General features: G+C 38.7%; 19 protein-coding genes. 9 read left to right on the forward strand and 10 right to left on the reverse strand.

The annotated features are described in order from the left end of the window. Positions 1-154 precede the first annotated feature (154 nt). From GHC26_RS00885 to GHC26_RS00895, 3 genes are read right to left on the reverse strand one after another with little or no spacing between them, the layout of a single operon-like run. Positions 155-901, reverse strand: coding sequence for a P-II family nitrogen regulator (locus GHC26_RS00885; protein WP_163969367.1), 747 nt, complete (start codon positions 899-901; stop codon positions 155-157). Beyond that, a complete protein-coding gene (locus GHC26_RS00890; RefSeq protein ID WP_163969368.1) occupies positions 840-1,625 on the reverse strand; it encodes a DUF1538 domain-containing protein in 786 nt (261 codons plus the stop codon). Before GHC26_RS00890 ends, GHC26_RS00885 begins: the two co-directional genes overlap by 62 nt. Then, the gene (locus tag GHC26_RS00895; RefSeq protein WP_163969369.1) at positions 1,622-2,314 is read right to left on the reverse strand and encodes a DUF1538 domain-containing protein; all 693 of its coding nucleotides are present in this window, start codon (positions 2,312-2,314) and stop codon (positions 1,622-1,624) included. The genes GHC26_RS00890 and GHC26_RS00895 overlap by 4 nt, the downstream gene beginning before the upstream one ends. Before the next feature lie 301 nt (positions 2,315-2,615). On the opposite strand from GHC26_RS00895, the gene GHC26_RS00900 reads away from it, so the two are divergent. The 5 genes from GHC26_RS00900 to GHC26_RS00920 all read left to right on the forward strand — a co-directional run bounded on the left by GHC26_RS00900 (position 2,616) and on the right by GHC26_RS00920 (position 6,739). Next, positions 2,616-3,530, forward strand: a complete 915-nt coding sequence (locus tag GHC26_RS00900; protein ID WP_226376810.1) for a TRAP transporter large permease — start codon at positions 2,616-2,618, stop codon at positions 3,528-3,530. A gap of 1 nt (position 3,531) precedes the next feature. Further along, entirely contained in the window at positions 3,532-3,993 is a 462-nt protein-coding gene (locus GHC26_RS00905; protein WP_318936932.1) for a dihydrodipicolinate synthase family protein, read from the forward strand. Between the two features lie 146 nt (positions 3,994-4,139). Further along, positions 4,140-4,649 (forward strand): bifunctional 4-hydroxy-2-oxoglutarate aldolase/2-dehydro-3-deoxy-phosphogluconate aldolase, encoded by a 510-nt coding sequence (locus tag GHC26_RS00910; RefSeq protein WP_318936967.1) that lies wholly within the window; start codon positions 4,140-4,142, stop codon positions 4,647-4,649. Between the two features lie 597 nt (positions 4,650-5,246). Next, complete coding sequence (locus GHC26_RS00915) at positions 5,247-5,798, forward strand: O-acetyl-ADP-ribose deacetylase (RefSeq protein WP_163969370.1); 552 nt, start codon at positions 5,247-5,249, stop codon at positions 5,796-5,798. 11 nt (positions 5,799-5,809) lie between these two features. Then, positions 5,810-6,739, forward strand: a complete 930-nt coding sequence (locus GHC26_RS00920) for a fumarylacetoacetate hydrolase family protein (protein WP_163969371.1) — start codon at positions 5,810-5,812, stop codon at positions 6,737-6,739. A gap of 327 nt (positions 6,740-7,066) precedes the next feature. Here GHC26_RS00920 and GHC26_RS00925 read toward each other — a convergent pair whose 3' ends face one another. After that, on the reverse strand, positions 7,067-7,468 hold the full coding sequence (locus tag GHC26_RS00925) for a hypothetical protein (RefSeq protein ID WP_163969372.1): 402 nt from the start codon (positions 7,466-7,468) through the stop codon (positions 7,067-7,069). Positions 7,469-7,610: 142 nt separating this feature from the next. On the opposite strand from GHC26_RS00925, the gene GHC26_RS00930 reads away from it, so the two are divergent. The 3 genes from GHC26_RS00930 to GHC26_RS00940 all read left to right on the forward strand — a co-directional run bounded on the left by GHC26_RS00930 (position 7,611) and on the right by GHC26_RS00940 (position 11,052). Then, on the forward strand, positions 7,611-8,255 hold the full coding sequence (locus GHC26_RS00930) for a LytTR family DNA-binding domain-containing protein (protein ID WP_163969373.1): 645 nt from the start codon (positions 7,611-7,613) through the stop codon (positions 8,253-8,255). Between the two features lie 135 nt (positions 8,256-8,390). After that, on the forward strand, positions 8,391-9,902 hold the full coding sequence (locus GHC26_RS00935; RefSeq protein ID WP_163969374.1) for an acetyl-CoA hydrolase/transferase family protein: 1,512 nt from the start codon (positions 8,391-8,393) through the stop codon (positions 9,900-9,902). A 670-nt stretch (positions 9,903-10,572) separates the two neighbouring features. Then, positions 10,573-11,052, forward strand: coding sequence for a PaaI family thioesterase (locus GHC26_RS00940; protein WP_163969375.1), 480 nt, complete (start codon positions 10,573-10,575; stop codon positions 11,050-11,052). A gap of 78 nt (positions 11,053-11,130) precedes the next feature. Here GHC26_RS00940 and GHC26_RS00945 read toward each other — a convergent pair whose 3' ends face one another. The 3 genes from GHC26_RS00945 to GHC26_RS00955 all read right to left on the reverse strand — a co-directional run bounded on the left by GHC26_RS00945 (position 11,131) and on the right by GHC26_RS00955 (position 13,109). Further along, positions 11,131-11,742: a class I SAM-dependent methyltransferase gene (locus GHC26_RS00945; RefSeq protein WP_226376811.1), complete on the reverse strand. Its 612-nt coding sequence runs from the start codon at positions 11,740-11,742 to the stop codon at positions 11,131-11,133. Between the two features lie 33 nt (positions 11,743-11,775). Further along, complete coding sequence (locus tag GHC26_RS00950) at positions 11,776-11,976, reverse strand: hypothetical protein (protein WP_163969376.1); 201 nt, start codon at positions 11,974-11,976, stop codon at positions 11,776-11,778. A gap of 131 nt (positions 11,977-12,107) precedes the next feature. Beyond that, positions 12,108-13,109: an LLM class flavin-dependent oxidoreductase gene (locus GHC26_RS00955; RefSeq protein ID WP_404821760.1), complete on the reverse strand. Its 1,002-nt coding sequence runs from the start codon at positions 13,107-13,109 to the stop codon at positions 12,108-12,110. Positions 13,110-13,910: 801 nt separating this feature from the next. Here GHC26_RS00955 and GHC26_RS00960 point away from each other — a divergent pair. Then, positions 13,911-14,753 carry a DUF1028 domain-containing protein gene (locus GHC26_RS00960; protein ID WP_163969378.1) on the forward strand — a complete coding sequence of 281 codons (843 nt, stop codon included), beginning with the start codon at positions 13,911-13,913 and terminating at the stop codon, positions 14,751-14,753. 366 nt (positions 14,754-15,119) lie between these two features. On the opposite strand, the gene GHC26_RS00965 is transcribed toward GHC26_RS00960, so the two are convergent. From GHC26_RS00965 to GHC26_RS00975, 3 genes are all read right to left on the reverse strand, one after another. Then, entirely contained in the window at positions 15,120-16,829 is a 1,710-nt protein-coding gene (locus tag GHC26_RS00965) for a BCCT family transporter (RefSeq protein WP_163969379.1), read from the reverse strand. A gap of 363 nt (positions 16,830-17,192) precedes the next feature. Further along, on the reverse strand, positions 17,193-18,254 hold the full coding sequence (locus GHC26_RS00970; RefSeq protein WP_163969380.1) for an NAD(P)/FAD-dependent oxidoreductase: 1,062 nt from the start codon (positions 18,252-18,254) through the stop codon (positions 17,193-17,195). A 179-nt stretch (positions 18,255-18,433) separates the two neighbouring features. Beyond that, complete coding sequence (locus GHC26_RS00975; protein ID WP_163969381.1) at positions 18,434-18,628, reverse strand: hypothetical protein; 195 nt, start codon at positions 18,626-18,628, stop codon at positions 18,434-18,436. Between the last annotated feature and the right edge of the window lie 334 nt (positions 18,629-18,962).

Raw genomic sequence — 18,962 nt, forward strand, 5'->3', positions numbered from 1 at the left:
TAGCCAAGAAGTGGACTTGACATAGCTAAAATTTTTACGTCCCAAGTATAAGAAAAACGAACACCTTCGCTAAAAGACAAGCGAATGTGAGTTTTTCTAATCCGCATGTAACAGCCGTCCTCTCGAATCGACCCCCACTGATTGAAGTTTCACTTTAATTGAGGTCTAATTCATCCATTTTCTTATTTACTTTTCTGTTTAGTTCATGATTTATTCCTACAGTGTCATCGACATCTAAGACAAATGCAATCCCTTTACCTGGTTTCTTTAACTCTGCATCTTCATTAATAGCCTGGAGGACTTGATCTGTTTTATCTTTACTAATCAATGTTAGAACGACTTCTTTTTCAGGCTCAATTAGGATATTAAATAATTTAGCTTTTTCATGTATTCCTGTTCCACGACCATGAAGGATGGTGCCACCTTCTGCACCTGCATTTTTGGATGCATCTACGACATCTTCTGCATCACCCTTATTAACAATGGTAACAATGAGATCGTAATCTACTTTGTGGTTATCCATTTTGCGTTCCACACCTCCATTATCAAAACCTTGGCTATTACTTTCATCTGTATTAATAAAGGATGTTACCCCTCTGATTTCCTTTGTATCAATTACAAATCCAATTCCTTGTCTCGGCTTATTTAAATGAACGGCATCAATAATGGCATTCATTACATTCGGGTAAATGGTATCAGATACAATAGTTAAGATGATTTCTCGTTCACGTTCAACAGGGATACCGAGAACACTCTTCTTTTCATTTATGCGAAATCCTTTCCCTAAAAGGGTGGTTCCACCATGAGCGCCAGCATGTTTAGATGCCTGTATGGCCTTTTTAGCTTTGTCTTTTTTCACGATAGTGATGATCAGTTTTTGCCCTGTTTTTTCCTTTGTCATCTTGACCCTTCTCCTTTCTACTGTAAAGAATGCCTAATGTTAATACAGATAATATAGGAGCAAGTGCTACTAATGCAACCATACCAAATCCATCCAGAAGTGGATCAGCTCCATCTGTTACCGAAGCGATACCAACAAACATCGCAAGAATAAACGTAGCTGTCATCGGTCCAGTCGCGACACCACCAGAGTCAAAGGCAATGGAGGTGAACTTTTTCGTGGAAAACTTTATCATAATTAGGGCTATTATATACCCTGGCAGGATAAAATACCATAGGGAAATGCCTAATAATATTCGGATAATGGATAAAACGATGGAAACTCCCACACCGGTTGATACCGTATATAATAATACCTTTTCGGGTATATAACCTCCTGATTCTTTTTCCACCTGCTCAATCAATACGCGAACTGCTGGTTCTGCATAAGTAGCAAAAAAGCCAAGGATAAAACCAATCGGTAAAAGTAACCATTTATATGTGATGCTTCCGAGTTCTTCCCCCATTAATTCGCCAACAGGGAGAAAACCAATATGAACTCCTTGTAGAAAAAAGGAAAGGCCGAAAAGTGTTAGTACAAATCCAATGGCGATCTCTTTTAGTTTTCGTATCTTTAGTTTTAAAAAAAGAAATTGAAAAATAATAAATAAGATTAGGAGTGGCAGTAAGGCGATGAGAACCTCAAGGAATACATCTCCAAAGCCTTCAAATACATGTAAGTTCATCCGTATATCACTCCTAATAGTAGCACTGCTAAGATTGGCCCGATGGAGGCAAGTGCGACAAGTCCGAATCCGTCCCCTGATGAAGATTTACCACGCAAAACCGAAGCCACCCCGACTCCGAGTGCAAGGATAAATGGAACAGTCAAGGGACCTGTTGTGACTCCACCAGAATCAAATGAAATTGGTACAAATGTTGCAGGAGTGAATGCAGCTAGTAAGAATACTAAACCATAACCACCTGCAAGCAAATAGGCAATATTAATATTAAAAACAATTCGTAGCATGGCTAATCCAACGAAAATGCCTACCCCTAATGCGACTGCTAAGATAAGGACACTTTTAGGGATGCCGCCACCCGATACTTGGTCAACCTGTGACGATAGCACACGTACATCAGGCTCAGCCAATGTTACGACAAAACCTAGTAAAAACCCGAAGAAGACAATGATGGATAGTTTTTTGGTTTTCGGTAAAGCAGCCCCAATCATTTCTCCTACTGGAAGCAAGCCGATATTCACTCCTAGCAAAAAAAGAATAAGTCCAATTCCAACCATAAGCACACCAATTAGGAATTGCAAAAATATGTCTGTTGGCAGCCATATTAGGGTGAATTGTAAAATTGTGATGACAATGGTTAATGGTAAGATCGATAAAACAACTTCCATTATGGTATCTTTAATATTGTCCATGTATACCACCTTTTTGTGTAGAATCTAAATTGTAGAATTAATCTTGTCAAACAAGTGTGTAAGGAAAATAGGATCTTCCTAAATGGGGGGTAAAAACAATGGGGGGGGAAAACCCATTTCAGATTAAGGGAGGAGGATAAGTATACATGACTGCCATTTTGATAAACAGTCAATGCAAAATATAGAAGGTAAAGCCAATAAATGACTTCCTCATGATCCCATGTAAAAGTATCATTTTAATAGTAACATTATTTTCAATAATTCGGAAATAAAGCGTATCAACACTGAGTTTGGTGCAATCTTGATTCCAATGATGGTTGCCAATGGATACGATGTGAATCGTTCAACTGGTTTATTGGTTTCAACTGGTATTATTGGTACAATTATCCCACCAAGTATTCCATTGATCTTATTTGGTGTTATCAGTGGTGTCTCAATTACGCAATTATTTATGGCAGGTATTGTACCAGGCCTATTGATCGGAGTCGGTCTAGTAATAGCGTGGTTTTTTGTTTCACGAAAAGATGATACGAAAGTGTTTGAAAAAGCAACATGGAAAGAACGGTGGGTAGCAACAAGACGTGCCTTCTTAGCATTACTTCTACCATTATTCATCATTATTGGACTCCGCGGTGGTATTTTTACACCAACAGAAGCTGGTGTGTTTGCAGCAGTCTATTCGTTAGTAATCAGCTTTATTTACCGGGAAATTTCATTTAAAAAGTTACCAGATGTCTTTATCAACACTGCAAAAACAACCGGGGTTGTCCTATTCCTAGCTGCAGCGGCAATGTTGACAGCTTATGTTATAACAGTTGCACAAATTCCAGCCGAGTTAGCTTCTGGTTTTGGTGGTATTACCGATAATCCAACCCTACTGTTATTGATTATCATGTTGTTCTTGCTTGTTGTTGGTATGGTAATGGATATGACGCCAGCAATTCTAATATTCACACCTGTACTACTTCCCATTGTTGAGACAGTTGGAATTGATCCTGTTTTCTTTGGAATTATGATGGTTATTAACCTCTCCATTGGGTTAATTACACCACCAGTTGGTACAGCGCTCTATGTTGGTGCTGGAATAGCAAAAGTAAGCATTATCGATGTAACGAAAGGGATTTGGCCATTCTTATTAGTGGAAGTTCTTGTCCTATTATTACTGGTCTTCTTCCCAGAAATTATAACTGTACCGTTAGAATGGATGGTGGATTAATATGTCAATGAAATTTAAAGGAATTATTCCGCCAGTATCTATTATTTTTGATGAGAACGGGAATCTGGATAAAGATGGAATGAAAAGCGTAATTGATTTCTTATTTGATCGTAATGTCGATGGATTATTTTTCCTTGGCAGTGGTGGGGAATTCACCCAATTATCTACCGCTGAACGAAAAGAAATAGCTGAATTTGTTATTCAATATGTAGACAAGCGGCTTCCAGTACTGATTGGAACCGGAAGTACAAATACCAGGGAAGTAATTGAACTTAGTAATCATGCTTTTGCTCATGGAGCAGATGGTGTCGTTGTGATCAATCCATACTACTGGCAGTTATCGGAAGAAAATTTGTATTTACACTTTGATGAGATTGCACGTGCAGTGAAAGGCGCTATTGTGTTGTATAAATATCTATTAAGACAATATCGTACTTTCTACAGAAATATTCTTCGTTCATGAAGGAAATAAGGAGAATGATATAATGTCAATGGAACGATTAACGAGTTCTGGAATTATTGCAGTAGTTCAATAAATTAGAACCATCAAAAACATTACACGCTATTGAGGCACTGGTAAAGGGAGGCGTTACAGGACTGGAAATAACGATTGATTCAGAGGGTGCATTAGATCTAATCAAAGAAGCGAAAAAAGAATTTGGTTCCGAAGCGGTTGTCGGAGCAGGTACCATACTGGACGGAGTGTCGGCACGTGAGGCAATTGCAGCAGGAGCAGAATTTATTTTTGCACCAACATTAAGCCAAGAAACGATACAGGTAAGCAATCGTTATGGAAAAATTGTTATCCCAGGTGTCATGACACCGACAGAAATGCTTCAGGCCTATGAATGGGGAGCAGATGCAGTAAAGATTTTCCCTGCTTCTGTTGTCGGTGCAACGTTTATTAAAGATGTGAAAGGTCCACTTGGCCATATTCCAATTATACCTACAGGTGGCATTCATTTAGATAATGCTCAAGATTACATCCATGCTGGTGCAATAGCAGTTGGTGTTGGTGGCTCCTTAATGAACAAACAATATATTAAAGCGAATGACTGGGCCGCTCTAACTGATTTAGCAAAACAATTTACTGAAAAGGTTCAACAAGCAAGAAGTTAATGTGGAAATAGGATAATTGAGGTTGTAAAAGGAATGTGAGAAAAGTCAAATGACTACTCCACAAATAATTTTTACAACCTCTTTTCTATTAAATTTCCCTTTTCAATTCAGTACCTCTATTTTCCATTACCAGATACCCTTTTCCTAGTACTTGAGAACGAGCATAGACAAAAATCGTACTAATTGGGATTAACTTAAAGAAGATAGCTAACACAAGCGGTTCTTTTGGAGTGATATATAGACAAGAACCATTACTAAAATTAGGATCGGTTTAATGAAATCTACTCATATTGAAACTCCTTTATCACGAGTTAACTGGCAGGCTGACTAAGAACGCCACATCAATCGCAACGCCAGTACTATCACGTCCTGTCGAGTCTCACTGGCTAAAACAGTCACTTCCTGTGCGCACTGAGTGAGTTAAGCTTTATAGATGCTTTTATATAAGTATTCTTGGAATAGCGTGTCATCCCTTTCATGTTTTGTTACAAATTCCGTACATCTATTGTTTTATTAAATATTTTTCGTTATATTTAGTATTAGTTTTACTTTTCGAAATCTTATAGTACTTATTTTCGATAGAAGGAAGGGGAAAGAGTGCAAATAAAGGTGAAGGGTAGTACGGTAAAGTTAGTAAAAGGTGATATTACAAAGCTAGAGGTAGATGCGATTGTCAATGCTGCAAATGGGACATTACTTGGCGGTGGCGGTGTTGATGGTGCTATCCACCAGGCTGCTGGAAAAGGCCTCCTTAATGCTTGTAAACAGGTCCGTAACAACCAACTTCAAGGTGCGCTTTTGCCAACTGGCGAAGCAGTGATTACAAAAGGATTTAATCTCCCTGCAGAGTATGTGATTCATACAGTAGGACCTGTTTGGTATGGTGGAGAAAGTTATGAATCAAAGCGTTTAGCCAATTGTTATCGTAATTCCTTAAAGCTTGCATACAACTATGACTGTCAGAGCATTGCTTTTCCTTCCATTTCAACAGGTATATACCAGTATCCAGTCGACCTTGCAGCAAACGTGGCAATGAAAACGATCATCGAAAGTTTAGAAGATTATTCATTTGATGAAGTAGTCATGGTGCTATTTTCAGAAAAAGATTATGATACATATTGCAAAGAACTAGAAAATCTTTATCAGTAGAGGTGATTATCATGAGACTAGTAAGCTACCAAAAACAAGGTAGTCCAGAAGTAAGAATGGGATTTATGGTTGATGATGTTGTCGTTGATCTACAAAAGGCCTACCAACACTTTTTAAAAACAGTGGGAGAAGAAAAAACCCAAAACGAAATAGAAACACTTCTCCCAGCTGATCCAAGTTCTTTTTATACATTAGGGATGGATGCAATTAATCGGGCAAGGGATGCGCATGCACATAGTCAAGTACAAGGGAAGGAAGCGAATAGCTTTCATCGTAAGGATGTCATATTAAAAACACCAAACCCGAACCCATCTAAAATCATTTGTGTTGGGAAAAATTACGCGGAACATGCAGCAGAAATGCAAAGTAATGTACCAGATTATCCTGTTCTCTTTGCAAAATTTACTAATTCATTAATTGGACCAGAGGATGCAATTGTAAAACCAGAAGCTACTGAAAAGTTAGATTATGAAGTAGAATTGACGATTGTTATTGGGGAGGAAGCGTCTCGTGTTAGCCGAAAAGATGCGTTAAACTATATTGCTGGATATACAATAGGCAATGACACATCAGCAAGGGATTTACAGAAACGAACCCCACAATGGCTACAAGGAAAAACCTTAGATAATAGTACACCAATTGGCCCTTGGGTCGTAACATCAGATGAAGTAGGAGATCCAAATGATTTATCTGTACGTTCGTTTGTAAATGGGGAAAAGCGACAGGCTTCTCATACTAGTAAACTGATTTTTGATGTCCGCTATTTAATCGAATTTATTTCCAATCTCATGACGTTAAAGCCAGGGGATATTATTATGACAGGTACTCCGAATGGCGTTGGATTTGCAATGGACCCACCACAGTTTTTACAAGACGGAGATAAAGTAACACTAGAAATTGATAAAATCGGTCAAATGGAAAATATGATTGTAAAGCGATAAACATTAAGAAGGATTTCGACGCATAGGACGTGTTAGTGCTGACGTTGCCTCAGGACAAGGAAAGCTAAGCCAGCGATACATCGCACGAAGCAAAAGTGATATTTCTTTTGCGAGGACGTGCAATTACTGCTGCCGTGACGGTCCTAGCCAGTGAGAATCGATAGGACGACTAGTGGCAATGATACCTCAGAACAAGGAAAGCTAAGACAGTAGCCCATGTGGAACAAAGCAATTTGCGGAATGTGACTTTCGGTAATCGGCTACTGTGTCAGTTACATGTGAGCCAAATGGTAAGGAGGAGGATTTAGCTATCCCCCTCCTGCTTTTTTATGGTGCAAAACCATAAAAAATTAGCACAAAGATAAACGGTGATATAAAGCCAATCCCGAGTATGAGAATGATGGAGAATACCACAAAACTAGCTTTTTGCCAGTTCTTATCAAACAATTGTTGAGCCCACTTAAGCAATTTGTACACCAATAGAAAAAAGAAAGGAATGATGTAGAAATACGAAAAAGTGCTTACCCAGTCAAAGTGTTTACCAAATCCACCGTCTACGGGGTTATGGTGTAGATTATATTCGGTGGAAATCGAAATACTTCCAGCCATAAACACGATGGAAAGTAAAATGAAGTAGAATAAGGCAGTTAGTTTAATACTTTTTCTTTCTGAGTGCACTAGGCTATAAACAACAATTAAAAAGGCAATTAAAACAAGGATCTTAAACATAACGTCACCTCAATCATGATAAGTTGATTATAACAAATTATAGAAAGAGTGAAGTCAGTTGTAGTATAAGTATATTCGACAAAATTCGGGGAGTGACAGGCACCTATGATTTGATATACTAGACAACGGGGGGGGATGACAGATGGAGCATTTTTCACAGGTTTCGCTACTAGATGTGATTGGGGAGTTATTTTCAGATGAAGTATCCATTGCGGTATCAAACACGACAGAGTACATTTATTACCAGCCAAGCATGCGGATTGATTTAAAGATTAAACCTGGTGATCCAATTAAAGAAGGCACACTTGCCTATAAGGCGCTCACTTCTGGACAAAAGGTGTCCGAGTTTATTAACCGAGATGTATTTGGTGTCCCGTATCATGGGATGGCAGCACCCTTTCATTATGATGGTAAATTGGAAGGATGTGTCACCGCTATTTATCCTGCGTTAACGGAGGGGAAATCGGTTATCACGGTAAAAACACAAGATGGTTGGAAACCTATTCCGTTTCAGTCGATTAAATTTATGGAAGTGAAGGATCGTAAAACCTATGTAGTGGCAGATGATTTTGTTGGTACACACCGAAATCCACTGCAAAAATTTGAATATATTTTACCTCGCGAAATATTCGTTCGTTGCCACAGGTCCTATATTGTGAATGTCAATCATATCGAGGAAATCTATCCAGATACACATTCGACCTTTTTATTAAAGCTTAATAATGGTTCACGAATTCCCGTTAGTCAGTCTTACTCAAGTTATTTTCGAAAGCTTTTAGGCTTCTAAAACAATAATTTTCTGGTTCAAACATTTACGTTTCCTGTTTTGACCAAAAATTCGCTGTTCTCATCCAATTTCTCCAATAGGGTATATTTGTAAGTTAAAATGATTCTAAAAGTTATGAGAAAGAGGGATGAGAGAATGGAGAGAGAGATCAATCGAATCAAAGATGAGCAACTTCGTGATCGTGTTGTTTCACCAGAGGAAGCGGCATCATGGATTCAAGACGGAATGACGCTTGGTTTAAGCGGGTTTACACGTGCGGGTGATGTGAAAGCGGTACCAATGGCGTTGGTGGAACGTGCAAAAGAAGAACCGCTCAAAGTCAATGTGTTTACTGGTGCATCACTTGGTTCAGATATCGATAGATTGTTTGCAGAAAATGATATGATTCTTAAACGGTTACCATTTCAGGCTGATCCAACGATGCGAAAGAAAATTAATGATGGCAGTCACATGTTTGTCGATCATCATCTATCACATACTTCAGAATTGCTACGAGCAAATGTAATAGAGACAGTGGACTATGCAATATTGGAAGCGGTTTCGATTACAGAAGATGGCATGATCATTCCAACAACTTCTATCGGAAACTCACTTACTTTCGCTGAGAATGCAAAAGGAATTATTGTTGAAATTAACACAGCACAACCTGATTTTGAAGGGTTGCATGATTTATATAGTCCAGGAAAACAAGGGGAGCGTTCGCCAATTCCATTGGAAAAGGTTGATGATCGCATTGGAACAATTGGAATTCCAGTTGATTCGGATAAAATAAAAGGTATTGTTTTTACAGAACAGCAGGATTCTCCATCAACAATTGTACAGCCAGATGGAGAAACGAAATTGATGGCTAATCATTTAATGGACTTTTTGCGGGATGAAATTAAAGCTGGTCGTTTAACGGAGACGTTAGCACCACTTCAATCTGGTATTGGTTCAGTTGCGAATGCGGTTCTTCATGGCATGATCGATTCGGAGTTTGAAAACCTTGAAGTATATTCCGAAGTATTACAAGATGCTGTATTTGACTTAATTGATGCTGGAAAAGTAAACATGGCATCATGCTGTTCCATTACATTATCTGAGGAAAAGATGAAGCAAGTATTCTCTAATTTTGAAAAATATCGTGATAAATTAATTATGCGTCCACAGGAAATTTCGAATCATCCAGAAATTATCCGGAGATTGGGGTTAATTTCCATCAACACAGCATTGGAATTTGATATATATGGTAACGTTAACTCTACACATGTATCAGGTACGAAGATGATGAACGGTATTGGCGGATCGGGGGATTTCGCTCGTAATGCTCGTTTAGCTATATTTGTAACGAAATCGATTGCGAAGAATGGTGACATTTCAAGTATTGTTCCATTTGCTTCTCATATTGATCATACCGAGCATGATGTGGATGTTGTGGTTACCGAGCAAGGCTATGCAGATCTTCGCGGGCTTGCACCAAGAGAAAGGGTGCCAATGATTATTGAAAATTGCGCACATCCAATGTATCGCGAACAACTATGGGCTTACTATCAAGAAGCAGTAGATCGTGGTGGGCAAACTCCACATATTATAGAAAAAGCATTATCATGGCATACAAACTTTGCTGAAAATGGAACAATGCGTCAAAAAGTTGGACCTAATGTGTAAACGGAATAGATAATGTTTGAAATAGCAGATTTACTTGTGATAGTAAAAAGACTTAGAGGATTTCTCTAAGTCTTTTTGTCGATGTGTTGAATGAAACTGATTAATCTTTATCATTGTCAAATTGCTAGTGCTGTTGCAAAAGGGGAACAGAGGGAGCTTGTCAATGCCGAACCCAGCTAGTGAAGAGGTAAAAGGGGAACAGAGTATAACTATCAGTACCGAACCTAGCTAGAAAGCTCAAAAAAAGTAACTAAAAACACCTACCAACACAACATAAACCTGTTATAGAGGTTGTTCAAAAAGTCCGGTGAAAATGACGCATCTGTGTTTCTGTTAGCTTGCTTTTCCGTTACTCATGTATTAACTGAACTAAGGAACTTCTACTAAAACCGCCCACGTCCTGTGACCAACGTAGAAGTCACCACATCCTGTGGAAGTCCGCTACTCAAAGCTACGCTGCCTTGAACTTCCGACGTACAGGACGTACTAGTGTCGGTGTTGTAACAGGACACCTGAGACCTTAGCCGACTCGGTCCTCGGTCCTTTAAATCCTCCTTTTTGAACACGCACTTATAAACAAATTGAGTCTATTAAAGAGACTATTTTTTCCTTTTTTCTGAAAACAAAGCCGAAATCATGCTATACTTGTTAGAAAAAGGGGGAATATTCGATGGAGATAGTGAAACATGCTATTCAAGATGTTTATCCAGATGATTATGCTTGGTGTTATGGTTGTGGGCGACTAAATCAAGATGGGTTAAAGTTACGAACTGGATGGGATGGTGATCAAACCATTACTATTTATACGCCACAACCCGAACATACGGCAATACCTGGATTTGTTTATGGTGGTCTTTTAGCTTCGATTATCGATTGTCATGGCACAGGTTCGGCATCACTTGCATTACACCGGAAAAATGGGTATGAACCTGAGGATAAAGAAGTGGACCCGCCACGATTTGTCACAGCGTCATTACAGGTAGACTTTATGAAACCAACCCCACACGGAGTTCCATTAAAGGCGATTGGAACAGTAGAAGAAATCCATCCAAAGAAGTGGAAAGTACATACAGAAGTGTTTGCAGAAGGACAGTGCTGTGCTAAAGGAGAGGTGGTGGCAGCAGTAATGCCAGATAGCTTTAAAAAGTGAACAAACGTGTTAAAAGCTACTCAGCTTTTAACACGTTTGTTCGACAATATCCGACAAAATTCGGGTGGTGACAGGCACCTATTTCTGACATACGACTACACCTATTGGATAATGTATATCAGGCCGTTTTGGTTCGATCGTTACGCCACGCTGATAGTAGAATTCCACATCTGTAAATGATGTAAATAAATTACGAAATTCCTCTTCCGTTAACTGGTGATAGTGAAAGGGTGAACCACTTGGCTTACCCCGCCCTTGTCCAAAAGGAGTAGATAGCACAAGGGTTCCGCCTGGCCTTAACAATTCCTTCAATTGCTCCACGAATTCCCGATCATCTGGTACATGTTCAATGGTTTCAAACGATAAGATTGTATCAAATTGTCCTAGTTCCTCTTTTAATGTTCCATCCAAAATATCACCAGTTTGATAGGTTACCTTTGGATGATAATAATGATGTTTGGCATACTTAATCGTTTCTGGATCAATATCGACACCAATTAAATCTGTAACTTCAGTCTTCCGTGTTTTCGCTACCATTTGACTGCCATAGCCTGTTCCACATGCAATATCAAGGACACGACCATATGCATATGGCGTTGCAAAATAATAGCGTGAAATATGTTCTAACAGCATACCGTTTGTCGGTTTCATTTCCTTTGGTATAATTCTTTCCCCTGTATCTTTCAACAACAAAATCACCGCTTCGCATAAGATAATTCTATTTTATAGAATGAGATCAATACAGGCAACTTTCCAATTTAATGTCATGCTGGGAATAGAAATACTTTTTTCGATTTTTAACGATACAGGTAATTGACGAACCTTGTTAATACTGGCATAAAAGATTTCATTTTTATCCTGTATACCCTGATTAGCTAACTTGATGCAAATATAGGTTAGTTGTCCAATTGTACGTTTTCCCATAATAGTAACAATGGCAAAATCTTAAGTAGTAAAGTAATAAGATTTCTTTTTTAATGTGGCTTAATTACTTAAATTTTTTAACCAACTAAAAAGCCACACCTATTTAAACATGTGGCTTTCACATTCATACACTATTCCATTAATTCAGCAACAATCTCATAGGAACGTAATCGATCTTCATGGTGGTAAATTTGCGAGTTAATAATCATTTCATTCGCCTGTGTTTCTTCTAAAAATACCTCTAGTCCACGTTTCACTGTTTCTTTGTCTCCAACAATCGTTGAACGAGAATCAAGTGACTGTTGAACTGCTGCTTTTTCTGATGGTGTCCAAACTGCATCAATATCATCAATTGGCGGTTGTAATTTTGTTGGTTGGCCTCTTTGAATGCTTAAGAACTGCTGTTGTTGAGAGGTTGCAATATATTTTGCTTGTTCCTCCGTATCTGCTGCAATAACATTAACACCAACCATTGCATATGGTTCAGCAAGTACGTCAGAAGGTTTAAAATGATCACGGTATAAATTCAAAGCTGCAATTGTATTGTCTGGTGCAAAATGACTTGCAAATGAAAACGGCAATCCTTTCTGTGCCGAAAGCTGTGCACTAAACCCGCTCGATCCCAATAACCAAATTGGAATCTCAAGGCCTTCTCCTGGCACGGAATGAACACGAGCGGTTCCACTAAAGTAAGCCTCAAGCTCTTCTACCATAGCTGGGAATGCTTCCGGACTACTATTCAAGGTTCGACGTAACGCATAGGCTGTTACCTGATCTGTACCTGGAGCCCGTCCAAGCCCTAAATCAATCCGTCCTGGATATAATGTTTCGAGTGTACCAAATTGTTCTGCAATAACAAGTGGGGCATGGTTTGGTAACATAATTCCTCCAGACCCAACACGCATTTGACTTGTTGAACCAGCAATATGGCCAATTAAAACAGACGTTGCGGAACTAGCAATTCCAGGCATGTTGTGATGCTCCGCAAGCCAATAGCGATTAAATCCTAACTTCTCTGTATGTTGTGCTAGAGAGACACTATTTTTTAAGGAATCACTAGGTGTCCCGTCTTCCACAACTGGTGCTAGGTCTAATATGGATAATGGTATATCATGAAAGGTTTTAGCTGACATCATCATTTCACTCCTAATGACTTTTCTTAATGAGAAAGGATAATCTTTTTTATCATAGAAGTCCAATATTCCGCTTACTAGATGTATACTGCTAGCTATTTATAAAAAATTGTCGCTATTCCAAGATGAAAATTAATTCATAGTTGATGTAAATTGTGACGTATTGCGTGGTTGATTTCCGTTTCGGACAGTCGCTTTCACCATGGGCATAAGTGCGACACCTGTTCAAACTATTCGTTTTCACAGTGTCTACTTTACCGCGGGTGGCTGTTGAGCATCCTCTTGCTACTCGTCTTTAGGGGTCTCACCTATGCCTCTTCGACGAACATGACGTTCTAGTGTCGGCGCCTGCCACAGGACGTGACCGTTCTTAGCCGACAAACCGCAGGAGTCTCCGTGTATTTCCTTCGCTAGCTAGTAATTTTAACCATAAAAAATTTACATTTCAATACTTCTCAATTAAAAGCTCATTTATGAAAGTTGATTGGAGCGGAGAACAGTCGACTCCTGCAGGAATAGCACGTGTCCGAAGACCCCACAGGAAGTGGTTTTCTTCCGAGGAGGCTGAGGCCGTGCCTGCGGAAAGCGACTGTTCGGAGCGGAAATCAAAGCACTAACTTACGTCACAATCTATATAAACTGTGACGTTAAAAACAACAAAGAATGCGTAAAGCGTCATTTTGTTAATGTTTGTAATATTAATACCAAATCCTTTTAGTAGGATAAAGGATATTACATTACGTATGTCGAAGTAATGTGTATAGCAATACATAAAAAACGATAAAAAAGGAGCGTATACACATGACTTTTTCCATTGTTGGTTATGATCCAGAAACAGAAGAACTTGGGGTTGCGGTACAGTCTAAGTTTATTGGGGTAGGATCAGTTGTACCATGGGCAAAAGCTGGAGTAGGAGCAGTAGCCACACAGGCATTTGCTAATCCTGCGTATGGTCCAGATGGTTTAGCATTATTAGAAGAAGGAAAAACGGCACAAGAAGCGGTGGATCTTTTAACGAATCAAGATGAGGGCAAAGATGAACGTCAAGTTGGAATTGTAGATGCAAACGGAAATGCGGCTACATTCACAGGGAAGGACTGTTATGATTGGGCAGGTGGAAGAACAGGCAAATACTGTGCCGCACAAGGAAATATTTTAGTTAGTGGGGAAACAGTTGATGCACTAGTGGATACGTTTGAAAAAACAGAAGGTACGCTTGCGGAAAGACTTTTAACAGCATTGGATGCAGGACAAGACGCAGGTGGTGATAGCCGTGGGAAACAAGCTGCTGCCATTTACGTTGTAAAAGAAAAAGCGGGTTATTTAGGAGTAAATGATCGCTATATTGATTTACGAGTAGATGAACACCCTGATCCAATTAAAGAGCTTATTCGCATCTATAAACTTCATCAATTATATTTTGGCCAACCAAAAAAAGAGGATGAAGTGGTGATTGAAGGGGAGGTTCGTAGCGAAATAGAAGATCATTTAGCTCGTCTTGGTTATTTAGAATCGAAGGAAGCTAATGATGCGACATTTAATGATGCACTTACCTCGTTTCTTCATACCGAGAATTTTGAAGGTAGAGAGTTAGAAAAAGGGAAAATTGATAAACAAGTACTTAAATTTATGAAAAATAAGTAAGATTTACAAGCGAGATGTTGGGGTGAATACAAAGCTCATTCCTTTATTCCATCCAAAACTCTTTTTGTACCTCCACCGTGGATATAGTGTGACATAACTACTATGTTCGTTTACTTACTACAATTAGGATCAATTTGTACTATAAATTATTATATGATGGAAATCCAATTGATGGAAGCTTGGGAACAAAATAACTGGTCCTACATTAGTCAAGGGACCAACAACAAGATAAGGAAAGTTAGCACAGCATACATTTTATGAAGTTTAAAAAATGACCACCAAATTTGGTGGTCATTTCACATTTCACTTTATCCCGCATGTAACGGGCAGTAAGACCCCCACTTATTGAAATTTTACTTCATTATTCTAGCGGGACTTATTATCATTCTGATCAAGTTCTTCGATAATTTCTTCTTTGACATCTGTATACACTTCTTCTTTTATCTCTTCATAAATTTCATCTTTCATATCATCGTATACTTCTGCTTTTACATCATCTAAGAATTCCTCTTTAAATTCAGCTTTTGCAGTTGCTTTTCGTTTGGATTGTTTTTTCGTTTGCTCTGTATGCCAATCTTTGTTAAACATCATCAGCATTGACACAACCATTAAGATCATGATAATCCCAAACGGCAATGCGGCAATAATGGATGCAGTTTGCAGCGCGTCAAGACCGCCACCACCACTTAGTAGTAACACACTTGCGGCACCAGCTATTAAGAAACCCCAAACTAATTTTACCCACATTTGTGGTTCAAGGCTACCGCGTGAAGTCATCGCACCTAAGACATAAGATGCAGAATCAGCAGACGTTATAAAGAATATCAGAATTAAAATAACTGCTAAAATGTTTGTGATCATACTTAAGGGCAGTTCACCTAATGTCGTAAACAAGGCAAGTTCAACATCACCTGTAACGAGTTCAGCAATGCCACCAGGTCCAAACATTTCTAAATTCAATGCAGTACCACCAAACGCTGTAAACCAAATAATTGCCAGTAGGGATGGAACAATCAACACACCTGCCATAAACTCACGGATAGTCCTTCCACGTGAGATACGTGCAATAAATAGTCCCATAAATGGAGCCCATGAAATATGCCATGCCCAGAAGAAGATTGTGTTTGTCCCAAGCCAAGCGCTTTCAGAAAATGGTGTCAAGGTTAGGCTCATAGGAATAAGATTTGAAATATATCCCCCAAGAGTTGTGACAAAACTTTCAGCAATAAAGATGGTTGGACCGACAATGATAACGAAAATGAGTAAAAGACCAGCAACAACCAAGTTTATATTACTTAACGTTTTAATCCCTTTATTGACCCCTTTGGCAGCAGAGAACATAAATAACACTGTTACGATGGCAATAATGATGATCTGTGTCCATATGTTATTGGGAATAGGCGATATATAGGAAAGTCCACCTGTAATTTGCATCGCACTTAAACCAAACGTAGTTGCCACACCAGTACATGTAGCTAATACAGCTAAAATGTCGATCGTTCTTCCAGCCCAACCTTCTACACGGTCCCCCAATAATGGGTAAAAGGCTGAACTAACCAATGCAGGGCGATCCTTACGAAATTGTACATAGGCAAGCGTTAATCCGACGATGGAAAATATCGCCCATGGATGTAAAGCCCAGTGATACGCACCGTAACGAAGGCCAGCAATTGCTGCCTCTCTTGTTTCGGGTTCATAGCCAACTGGTGTATCTAAATAATATAAAACAGGTTCTGCTACACCCCAGAATACAAACCCAACACCAATACCTGCAGCAAATAGCATACCAACCCAAGAAAACCAGGAAAACTCCGGTTTATCATCTGGTTTGCCTAAGCGAAGTTTTCCATATGGACTAATAGCTAAAATAATAACGAATAGAACGAAAAAAGCAGTAATTAGCATGTAGAACCAGCCAAAATTGGTGATCATCCAATCTAATCCATGGCCTGCTGTTGTATTTAAAGATTGTGGAGAAATTGCCCCCCAAAGGACAAATAAAGTTACGAAAATAGCAGAAATATAAAATACCTTTGCAGGTTTCTTTGTAGTATAATTGTAGTTACTTTCAGTCATAATAATCTGCGTTGTGAATTACACAGTTGCCTCCTTTCGGGTATTAGTTTATGTATGTGTATTCATTCCCTTATTTTCGAGTAATACACTTTATAAACTGTACCATTAATGAAAGGACCATGTAAAATGATTACTGGACAAAAGAAAAAGCGTAACCAAAATGATAGTGGTTACACTCTTATCAACATTCGGATCGGTACTTTTATAAGAGCTTATCATTGCTCAACTCATTACTTACAGGTGTAAAAAGGGGATCGAGAGTGCTTGTCAGTGCCAAAACCATAGGCTATCTCACGAAAAGGTAAAAGAAAGTGCACTTGATAAAACCCCTAACAAGCAACACTTCCTTACCATCCCCAATAATTAATGTCGTTTATTTAACCACAATACTCCAGATTTGGCTAACCGAGGTAATAGACCAGTGACTGGTTGTTGCATCATATTGCCAAATCCATCAGATTTACCAAGTGAACCAAGTGTTCCTTTTAATTTAATCTCTTTCGGTTTTCTTGGTTCTTCACCTCGAAAAATAGCTAGCAATACATCAGCGATTTGTTCCCCTTGTTGTCCCGCTAATTGTCCACTAGGAGAATGCTCAGAGGATGCACAATCCCCAACCACATAAATATTAGTAGCTTCTGGAACTTGGTAAAAGTCATTGACAACTAATTTCTCCTGTTTGTCTTTTTCAAATGGCAGGGCACGTGCTAGGTAGCACGGTCTTACGCCTGCTGTCCAAATCGTGACATCATTCACATAGCAGACCCCATTATTGCACACACCATCTTTTTCTACATATTCGACATTAGCATGATGTAGCACTTCTACATCGTTTTTGGTAAACCAGTCCGCGACATGTGCCTGAATTTTAGGGTCAAATGCTTTTAGCACAGAACCACCTCTGTCCAGTAATCGAATATTCAAATCAGCTCGACTTTCTCGTATCTCAGAAGCAACTTCAATGCCGCTTAATCCAGCACCAACAATTGTCACCTTTCCATAAGCACCTAAATTACCAACAGAAAGCCCAGTATGTCTTACTTTAGCAAATGTTTGGACACTTTCTGTAAATTCCTCTGCACCCTCTACACCATGATAGTTATCCTCACACCCTAGACCAATAACTAAATAATCATACTCGACAGGTTCACTGGATTCACGAATATGAATTAGTTCGTTTTCGGTATCGATTTCCGTAATTTCGCCATAAACATATGTCACACGATCATCTGTTGGAAATGCAGCACGAACATCTTTATCAGCACTTGTTCCTGCTGCAATCGTGTAGAACTCTGTTTTCATGGAGTGATATGGGTTTCGATCCATTACCGTTATATGTACATCATCAGGTAAATCATTTTCCAGTAATTGCAATAAAATTTTTAATCCACCATATCCCCCACCTAAAATGACTACCTTCCTCATAAGAAACATACCCCCATTTTTTCTGTTTTGAATCATGTGAATGTGTAATACATGGGTGTTAGTACACCAAACGAAAGCATTTCCGAATCCTCTTATCTAAGGATACCAAAGAAAAATAAGGAAGACTAGAGATTCTATAAGAATGTCGAAATTTAAATTATTTTGTTAAGAATGGTCACTTATTTGGTCGTTATAACCAAATATATGCATGATACTTTTAAATCAATGTGATGAACTAAATCATCATCCTCACCTACCCAATAGGTTATATCCATATTCTTTACTAATACACCTGTAAGTTTACTTGCTATCCTTCCTCCACTAAAAGCTTCTAAAATTGGTGACATTTCACTCAGCAATTCATCTGTATTCATGGAAACGGAAATCCCAATTGTTGTTACATTATTAATCGTTTCGTTTCCAACAATTTACATTTACATCTCCGTTTTCGAGTCAGCATATTGATTCATGGAATTGTTTGGGTCAAGTAAAGATAAAAACATATCAACTAGTCCTTGGTCATTAGAGGTAAATTCAGTCATTTGCCATTCACTATCTTAGTTTAATTACAAATGGTTATGATTAAAGCAATTGAGTTCCAAATTACGGTAAAACCATCATTTATTTTACATTCATGGAATCCCTTTTTTGGGAAAGGCTATTTTATGTGCACATTAAACATAGCAAATTCCAAGACAAGAAGGGAAG

The sequence above is a fragment of the Oceanobacillus halotolerans genome, assembly GCF_010993955.1.
GTDB classification, from domain to species: Bacteria; Bacillota; Bacilli; order Bacillales; family Amphibacillaceae; genus Oceanibacillus_A; species Oceanibacillus_A halotolerans.